Below are 8,269 nucleotides of genomic sequence, written 5' to 3' on the forward strand. Positions count from 1 at the left end.
GCGCGCCGCCTCGGCGGTGGAGCGCGGGGCAGGTAGCTGGAGGGGGCCGCCCCGCCCCGCCCCGCCGCGTGGGCGGGGCGTGAGGTTGTTGTGGGGGGTGGGGGGGGGTTGTGTTGGTTTGTGGGGTGGTGGGGGGCGGGCGGCGCGCGCGGCGGCCCCCGCCCGCGGCGGCGGCCCCCCCGCGCGACTCTACAAAAAAAAGCGCCGGGGGATGCCCGGCGCTTTTTCTTACTTGGCTTCAGCCTTGGCCAGCATGTCCTGCACCGAGGCCGTGGTGATCGGGTGGTAGCCCGGCTTGGCCTTTTCGAAGGCCTGCTTGGCCAGCTCCAGACCCTTCGGGGTCTTCACCAGTTCGGCGTAGATCGGCATGATCAGCTTGCGACGGCCGACGCGCTCGATGAATGCAGCCGCGCCTTCATTGGCCTGCTCGTAGCCGCTGCGGATCGCCAGCGGGTACCAGCGCATGGCGATCTCGCCATTCGGGGTGCCGGTGAAGTGGAAGGCCTTGTCCAGCGTGGCCAGCTTGTCCAGCGGCTGGGTGGCGCCCAGGCCGTCGATGAAACGCACCCATTCCTGCGTGCTCCAGTCGGCGATGACCTGGCTGCTCGGCACGGTGCCGGCGCTGGCAAACGCGATGCGCGCGGTGTCGACGCTGCTGAAGTTGCGCGACTGCGCCTTGGTGGCGAAGGCCGGAATGCCCGGCTCGTCCAGCCACGCCTTCAGCTCGGCCTCGGTCACTGCCGACGGATTCTTCGGCAGCAGGTTCTTCTTCATGTAGTCGACGAACTGGTCGGTGTTCGCGCTCTGGAAGGCATGGTCATCGAACCAGCCGCGCAGGAACGGGTCGAAGGTCTCCCGGCCGAAGCGCTGTTCCAGGAACTCCAGGAACCACGAACCCTTGACGTAGGCGACCTGGCTGAGGGCTTCGTCGGGGTCACGCTCGTTCAGCGGCGGCAGCGCCAGCGCCTGGTCGGCCGGGCTCATGTCCTTCACTTCGGCCAGCAGGTCGGTCTGGTCGATCTGCTTTTCCATCTCGGCCATCTCCTTGCCGTACAGGGCTTCGGTGATGCGGCCCTGGACGTAGGTGGTGAAGCCTTCATTGAGCCAGATATCCTTCCAGCTGGCGTTGGTCACCAGGTTGCCCGACCAGCTGTGCGCCAGTTCGTGGGCGACCAGCGAGACCAGCGACTTGTCGCCGACGATCACGGTCGGGGTGGCGAAGGTCAGGCGCGGGTTTTCCATGCCGCCGAACGGGAACGACGGCGGCAGCACCAGCATGTCGTAGCGGCCCCAGCGGTACTCGCCGTACAGCTTCTCGGCGGCGCCGATCATCTTTTCGGTGTCTTCGAATTCCTTGGCGGCCTTGTTGACCATGGTCGGCTCGGCCCAGACGCCGGAGCGGCCGGAGATCGGCTCGAACACCAGGTCACCGGCGGCGATGGCCAGCAGGTAAGACGGGATCGGCTGCGGCATCTTGAAGGTGTAATCACCGTCACGCGCGGCCTTCGGATCGTTGTCGGCGCTCATCAGCACCATCACGTCCGGGCGCGAGACCACGTGCGCACTGTAGGTGAAACGCACGCTCGGGGTGTCCTGCAGCGGCACCCACGAACGGGCGTGGATGGCCTGCGACTGGCTGAACATGAAGGGCAGCTTCTTGCCCTCGGTCATCGACGGTGCCAGCCACTGCAGGCCTGAGGCGGTCGGGGCGGTGTGGTAGGTCACTTCGATCTTGGCCGGCTGTTCCGGCGCTTCGATGGTCAGCTTGCTGCCGAACACCTTGTCAGCGGCGGCCAGCTCGAACTTCAGCGGGCTGCGCGCGCCATCGGCGGCAACGGCCTCGACCTTGGACACGGTCAGCTCGCGGGTGTCGAGCACCAGCTGCTTGGCGTCCTTCTGCTTCCATTCCAGGGTGTAGGTGGCGGTGCCGCCGATCTGCTTCTGGTCGAAGTCCAGCTTCAGATCCAGCGCGATGTCCTTGATGGCGACCTTGTCCGGCTCGGCGTACGAGCTTTCGTCGTGGCTGCGGTTCTCGGCGTTCACGGGGGCGGCGGGGGCCTTTTCGGCAGTCGGTGCGGCGGCGGGCGCGGCCGCCTCCTGGGAGCAGCCGGCGGCCAGGGCCAGGGCCACGGCCAGCGGAAGGAGCATCAGCGGATTACGCATGAATCGGGACCGTTACGGGGATCAAACCCCAATGGTACCTCCCTCCGGCCCCGCAGGCGTTGCGCGGTGCGGGGTAATGGCGGCGGGAGCGCAGGCGCCGCGCCTTGATGGGTGCCAACCTTGGTTGGCACGGATCCATCAACGCTCGCGGCAGCTTCTGTGCCGACCAAGGTCGGCACCCACCAGAGCAGATGCCGGCAGCAGCTGTGCCAACCAAGGTTGGCACCTACCAGAGCAGATACCGGGGTTTCCCCCGTCCAGGGCTTACAGCTTGTAGCCGGAGTGGATCGAGACGATGCCGCCGGTCAGGTTCTTGTAGTGGCAGCGCTCGAAACCGGCCTGCCCCATCATCGCCTTCAGCTCTTCCTGCGGCGGGTGCTTGCGGATGCTCTCGGCCAGGTACTGGTAGCTGTCCGAATCGTTGGCGAACAGCTTGCCCAGCTTCGGCAGGATCCTGAACGAGTGGAAGTCGTAGATCGGCTTGAACCAGTCAGCGGTGACTTCGGAGAACTCCAGCACGCGGGCCTGGCCGCCCACCTTCAGTACGCGGTACATCTCGCGCAGGCCGGCGTCCTTGTCGGTCACGTTGCGCAGGCCGAAGGCGATCGTCACCAGGTCGAAGCTGTTGTCCGGGAACGGCATGGCTTCAGCGTTGCACTGCACGTAGTCCAGGCCGAGCACCAGGCCACGGTTGGTCAGGCGGTCACGGCCGACCGACAGCATGCCGGCGTTGATGTCGCCCAGCACCACCGAGCCCTCGGCGCCAACGCGCTCCTTCAGCAGGGCGGCGATGTCGCCGGTGCCGCCGGCCAGGTCGAGCACGCGGTCACCCGGCTTCACCTGCGCGGTGGCCACGTAGTAACGCTTCCACGCCCGGTGCACGCCCAGGCTCATCAGGTCGTTCATCAGGTCGTAGTTGCGCGCGACCGAGGTGAACACCTGGCCGACCAGCTTCTGCTTGTCCTTGGCGGCGACGTCGCGGAACCCGAAATGGGTGGTACCGGCTTTGTAGGGGGATTCGCTCATGGCCCCGATTATCGCACCGCCGGGGGCCAGCGGCACCCCCTGCCCGTATCATGGCGTGCCACGACTTACCGGAGCCCCGCATGATCACCACGCCCGACTACCAGGCCCTGCTGAAGACCGCCATTGCCGAAGCCCGCCAGGGCCTGGCCGAGGGCGGCGTGCCGATCGGCGCGGCGCTGTACCACAACGACGGCCGCCTGCTCGGCTGCGGCCACAACCGCCGCGTGCAGGAAGGCGACCCGTCCGTGCACGGCGAGACCGACGCGTTTCGCAAGGCCGGCCGCCAGCGCCGTTACCAGGACACCATCATGGTCACCACCCTGGCACCGTGCTGGTACTGCTCGGGCCTGGTGCGCCAGTTCAACATCGGCACCGTGGTGGTGGGCGAATCGCGCACCTTCCAGGGCGGCATCGACTGGTTGCGGGAAAACGGCGTCAACGTGATCGACCTGGACAGCCAGGAATGCGTGGACCTGCTGGGCGGCTTCATTGCGCAGCACCCGGAGATCTGGAATGAAGACATCGGTGAATGATCACCACGCAGTGGCCTGTTGAATCCGTTTAATGAACGCTTCAGTGCCGGCACGCCCTAGTGCCGGCAGCGTTTGCGGCCATTGCCGTGAACCCGTGCACAGTCAGCTGCGCAACGCGCACACGCTGCGATAACACCCTGCCCGGCTGCCGCGCCTAGGGTGGGGGTTACCGGGACTTTCTTTCCCCGGCGGAGCCAGCCATGTGCGCGCACGCCGTACGACCTGCACCAGACTCGATCCTCGACCCGATCCGCGAACGCCTGCAGCGGCAATATGCACTGCACCGGCGCGGCGCCCTGTTCTGGACCGCTTACCAGCGCATGCAACTGGAGCTGGTCCGTCGCCATCCGCACGACCACCAGCGCCTGTGCAACGCGATGGCCACCCTGGCCGAAGATCTCGGTGCCGTCGAGCATGCGCAGTTGATCGGACATGCCAACGCCAGCTCCACATCGCGCTGACGCGGCATGCACCGCCATATACGCCACACTCCGATGAACCCCCACTCCCTTTCCACTCAACCGAACTGGATTGTCATGCACGCTGAAGTCCCCACCATTCCTCCGGTCATCAACGTAGACGCCGAGCTTGACCACTGGCGCCGCCAACATGCCGAAGGCGCACTGCCGCACAACTCGTTCGGCTCGTACGTGCCGTGGATCAAGTTTGCCTGCGATTCGCTGATCACCCAGCCGCGCGCCAGCGAGGCCGAACGTGACGAGATGTTCCAGACCCAGTACGCCCTGCAGATCATGCCGCGACTGAGTGAAGCCCAGGCCCGCGAGTTCGTCGACCGTTGCTGGCAGCACGTCTACCAGAGCAGTCCCGTGCGCAGCCTGCAGGCACCGCGGCTGCAGCGCATGCGCGCCTGACCGCCGCTGCACGGCGCCTGCACGGGCCACTGCCGATCATCCTCGTCACCTGAGTGGGACGACGACGATGAAAGTACGAAATCTGTTCAATACGATCGCCAAGAAGGCCGCGGCCGCCACCGGCTCGCCGTGGACCTTCCTGGCTGCAGTAGCGATCGTGGTGATCTGGGGCATCAGTGGCCCGGTGTTCGGTTTCAACGACACCTGGCAGCTGGTGATCAACACCGGCACCACCATCATCACCTTCCTGATGGTGTTCCTGATCCAGCACACGCAGAACGCAGATACGGCCGCAATGCAGATCAAGCTGGACGAGCTGATCCGGGCGACGGCCGAGGCCAACAACGAACTGTTGGATCTGGAAGAACTGGACGAGGAGCGGCTGGAGGAGATCCGCGCCGAATACGAGCGCATGGCCCGCGAGGCCGGTGACGCGCTGCTGCGCGTGCGTGCCTGCCGCGCGGCTCCGCGCGATGATGAAGCGGTGTAGCGCGACGCTGCATGGCATGGTAATTCCCGATCAGGCCATCTATCCACGCTTGAACGCGCGCTGCACTACCACGAAGAAGAGCGGTACGAAGAGCAGGCCCAGGCTTGTGCCCGCGACCATTCCGCCGAGCACCCCGATACCAATGGCCTGCTTGGCGCCTGAACCCGCCCCCGAGGACACGGCCAGCGGAATCACTCCCATGCCAAAAGCCAGCGAGGTCATGACGATCGGGCGCAAGCGGTCGCGCACGGCGTGCATGATCGCGTTGATCAGGCCTGCCCCGTGCTCCATGTGCTCCTTGGCAAACTCAATGATCAGGATCGCGTTCTTGCTGGTCAGGCCCACCGTGGTCAGCATCGCCACCTGGAAGTAGATGTCGCGTTCCAGGCCATTGACGGTATTGGCCAGCACCGCACCAAGGATGCCCAACGGAGCCGCCAGCAGCACTGCAACCGGTACGATCCAGCTCTCATACATGGCCGCCAGGCAGAGAAACACCATCAACAATGAAAGAACGTAGAGCAGCGGCAACTGGGAGCGGGAATCCCGCTCTTGGCTGGCCGCACCCGTCCATTCAATGCTGAAGCCCGGGGGAAGCAGTGCGACGAGACGCTCGATCTCCCTCATCGCTTCGCCTGACGACGTACCGGGCGCAGGCTGGCCATGGATTTCCATGGCCGCCGTGCCGTTGAAGCGCTCCAAGCGCGGTGACGACTGGATCCAGTGGGTACTGCCCAGCGTATCGAAGGGCACCATGCGGGCCTGGTCATTGCGGACCGCCCACTGGCTGAAATCCTGCGGAAGCCCGCGGCTGGACGCATCGGCCTGCATGATGATCCGCTTGACCCGCCCCCTGTCCAGGAAGTCGGCGACATAGCGGCCGCCCCAACCAGCCCCCAGTTCGTTCCCGATCCGCTCGGCGGTGAGGCCATGCGCCCTGGCCTTCGCATCATCGATGCACACCTGCAGAGCAGCCACATCCTCCATGCCGTTGGCGCGCATCTGCTGAAGCAATGGGCTCTGTGACGCAGCGGCAAGAAGCGTATCGCGCGCCTGGGCCAGGTGCGAATGTCCCTGCCCGGCATCATCCTTGAGGAAGAAGCCGAACCCGGATGCATTGCCCAGCGCGGGAATCGGGGGCGGCGCCAGCACGTGGAAATCGGCCATTCCCTGCGTTGCCAGGGCCCGGGTTGCGCGCAGTGCGATGGCTTCAGCATTGTCGGCTGAGCCGCGTCGCGCCCAGTCCTTCAGCCGGATGAAGGCAAGGCCCGCATTCTGGCCCATCCCCGAGTAGCTGTAGCCGGCGACCGTGAACATCGCCTCGGCCATGGGATCGCTCTCCAGGAAGTAGTGCTCGACCGCCTGCAATGCATGCGTGGTCTGTTGCAGTGTCGATCCCGCCACTCCGTTCACCAGCACTACCAGCGTTCCTTGATCTTCATTGGGCAGGAATGCGCTGGGCAGGCGCACGAACAGCACGCCCATCAGCACGAACAGCGCCGCAACCATGCCCATGAAGCGCCACGGACGGTGGATGATGCCGCGCACGCCACGCTGGTAGCTTTCGCTGGTGCGGTCGAAACCGCGGTTGAAGCCGTTGAAGAAGCGACCGGCCAGGCCGCGATGGGCAACATGGTGCTCGCCCTTCTTCAGCGGCTTGAGCATGGTCGCGCACAGCGCCGGGGTCAGCACGATCGCGACCAGCACCGACAATGCCATCGCCGAGACGATCGTGGCCGAGAACTGGCGGTAGATCACGCCGGTGGAACCGCTCATGAAGGCCATCGGCACGAACACCGCCGACAGCACCAGGCCGATGCCCACCAGCGCGCCAGTGATCTGGCCCATCGACTTGCGGGTAGCCTCGAGCGGAGACAGCCCTTCCTCGGACATGATGCGTTCGACGTTCTCCACCACCACGATGGCATCGTCCACCAGCAGGCCGATCGCCAGCACCATCGCGAACATGGTCAGCATGTTCACCGAGAAGCCCAGCATGGCCAGCACGCCGAAGGTACCCAGCAGCACCACCGGCACGGCGATGGCCGGGATCAGGGTGGCGCGGAAGTTCTGCAGGAACAGGTACATCACCACGAACACCAGCACGATCGCTTCGATCAGGGTCTGCACCACGCCCTTGATCGACATGCGTACGAACGGTGTGGCGTCATACGGTACTACCACCTCCACGCCTGCAGGCAAGGACGCAGACAGGCCTTCCAGCGCTTGATCCACCGCTGCACGGGTCTGCAGCGCATTGGCGCCCGGCGCGAGCGTGATGCCGACGCCAGCGGCAGGCCGACCATTCAGGCGATTGCTGAACTCATAGCTTTCAGCTCCCAGTTCCACCCGTGCCACATCGCGCAGACGCAGTTCGCTGCCATCGGTGCTCGCACGGATGACAATGCCGCCCACGTCCTCTGCCGTGCGTGCCGAAGGCTCACCTTCGATATAGGCCGAGATCGGTTGTCCATCCACAGCCGGCCCCCCTCCAAGCTCGCCAAACGCAGGCTGGAGGGTCCGGCCACGCACGGCCTGGGCGATATCTTCGGCACTGACGGCATACGCCTGCAGTTTCGCTGGATCCAACCAGATGCGCAGAGCGTACTTGCCGGCGAATTCGCGCACATGTCCCACCCCAGGTACGCGGCTCAGCGTGTCCACCACCGATGATCCGACGAAATCGGCGACATCGGCGGCATCCAGGGCACCATCGGTTGATACGAATGCCACGATCTGCAGGAAGCCACTGCTGGCCTTGGCGGCGCTCACCCCGCGCATGCGGACCTGTTCGGGCAATGCCGGCATGGCCTGCTGTACGCGGTTCTGGACCTGCACCAGGGCCGCATCCAAGTCCGTGCCTGTGTGGAACACGAGAGTGACGTTGGAGTAGCCCGCATAGGAGTAGCTCTGCGAGGTGAAGTACTGCAGGCCATCAATGCCAACCAGCTTCGTCTCGATGATCTGGGTCACCGTTTCCTCGATGGTGCGCGCGGAAGCCCCGGGATGGATGGCGGTCAACGTAATCGTGGGAGGCGCAACGTCGGGGTACATCTCCACCGGCAGCTTGAACAGGGCCAGGCCGCCGGCGAGCATGATGATGATGGCGATGACCCATGCAAAGATGGGTCGATCGATGAAAAAGCGTGCCATGGGGTTCTCCGCTTACTTCGCGCCGCCGGCCG

General features: G+C 65.3%; 7 protein-coding genes. 4 read left to right on the forward strand and 3 right to left on the reverse strand.

The genetic code is table 11. The features are described from left to right. Positions 1-228: 228 nt before the first annotated feature. Entirely contained in the window at positions 229-2,163 is a 1,935-nt protein-coding gene (locus tag QRO91_RS20805) for a M1 family metallopeptidase (protein WP_197651007.1), read from the reverse strand. 264 nt (positions 2,164-2,427) lie between these two features. After that, entirely contained in the window at positions 2,428-3,189 is a 762-nt protein-coding gene (gene ubiE / locus QRO91_RS20810; protein WP_197651008.1) for a bifunctional demethylmenaquinone methyltransferase/2-methoxy-6-polyprenyl-1,4-benzoquinol methylase UbiE, read from the reverse strand. 80 nt (positions 3,190-3,269) lie between these two features. Between ubiE and QRO91_RS20815 the strand changes: the two genes are divergently transcribed. The 4 genes from QRO91_RS20815 (at position 3,270) to QRO91_RS20830 (ending at position 5,084) form a co-directional block, all read left to right on the forward strand. Further along, entirely contained in the window at positions 3,270-3,722 is a 453-nt protein-coding gene (locus QRO91_RS20815) for a nucleoside deaminase (RefSeq protein ID WP_049431809.1), read from the forward strand. A gap of 200 nt (positions 3,723-3,922) precedes the next feature. Then, a complete protein-coding gene (locus QRO91_RS20820; RefSeq protein ID WP_049431806.1) occupies positions 3,923-4,183 on the forward strand; it encodes a hypothetical protein in 261 nt (86 codons plus the stop codon). A 75-nt stretch (positions 4,184-4,258) separates the two neighbouring features. Further along, positions 4,259-4,594 (forward strand): hypothetical protein, encoded by a 336-nt coding sequence (locus tag QRO91_RS20825; protein ID WP_005411085.1) that lies wholly within the window; start codon positions 4,259-4,261, stop codon positions 4,592-4,594. Between the two features lie 67 nt (positions 4,595-4,661). Further along, the gene (locus tag QRO91_RS20830; RefSeq protein WP_049431804.1) at positions 4,662-5,084 is read left to right on the forward strand and encodes a low affinity iron permease family protein; all 423 of its coding nucleotides are present in this window, start codon (positions 4,662-4,664) and stop codon (positions 5,082-5,084) included. A 39-nt stretch (positions 5,085-5,123) separates the two neighbouring features. Here the strand turns inward: QRO91_RS20830 and QRO91_RS20835 are convergent, their stop codons facing one another. Then, a complete protein-coding gene (locus QRO91_RS20835) occupies positions 5,124-8,237 on the reverse strand; it encodes an efflux RND transporter permease subunit (RefSeq protein ID WP_285310540.1) in 3,114 nt (1,037 codons plus the stop codon). Positions 8,238-8,269 lie beyond the last annotated feature (32 nt).

Source organism: Stenotrophomonas maltophilia group sp. Smal32 (assembly GCF_030237085.1).
GTDB classification, from domain to species: domain Bacteria; phylum Pseudomonadota; class Gammaproteobacteria; order Xanthomonadales; family Xanthomonadaceae; genus Stenotrophomonas; species Stenotrophomonas maltophilia_Q.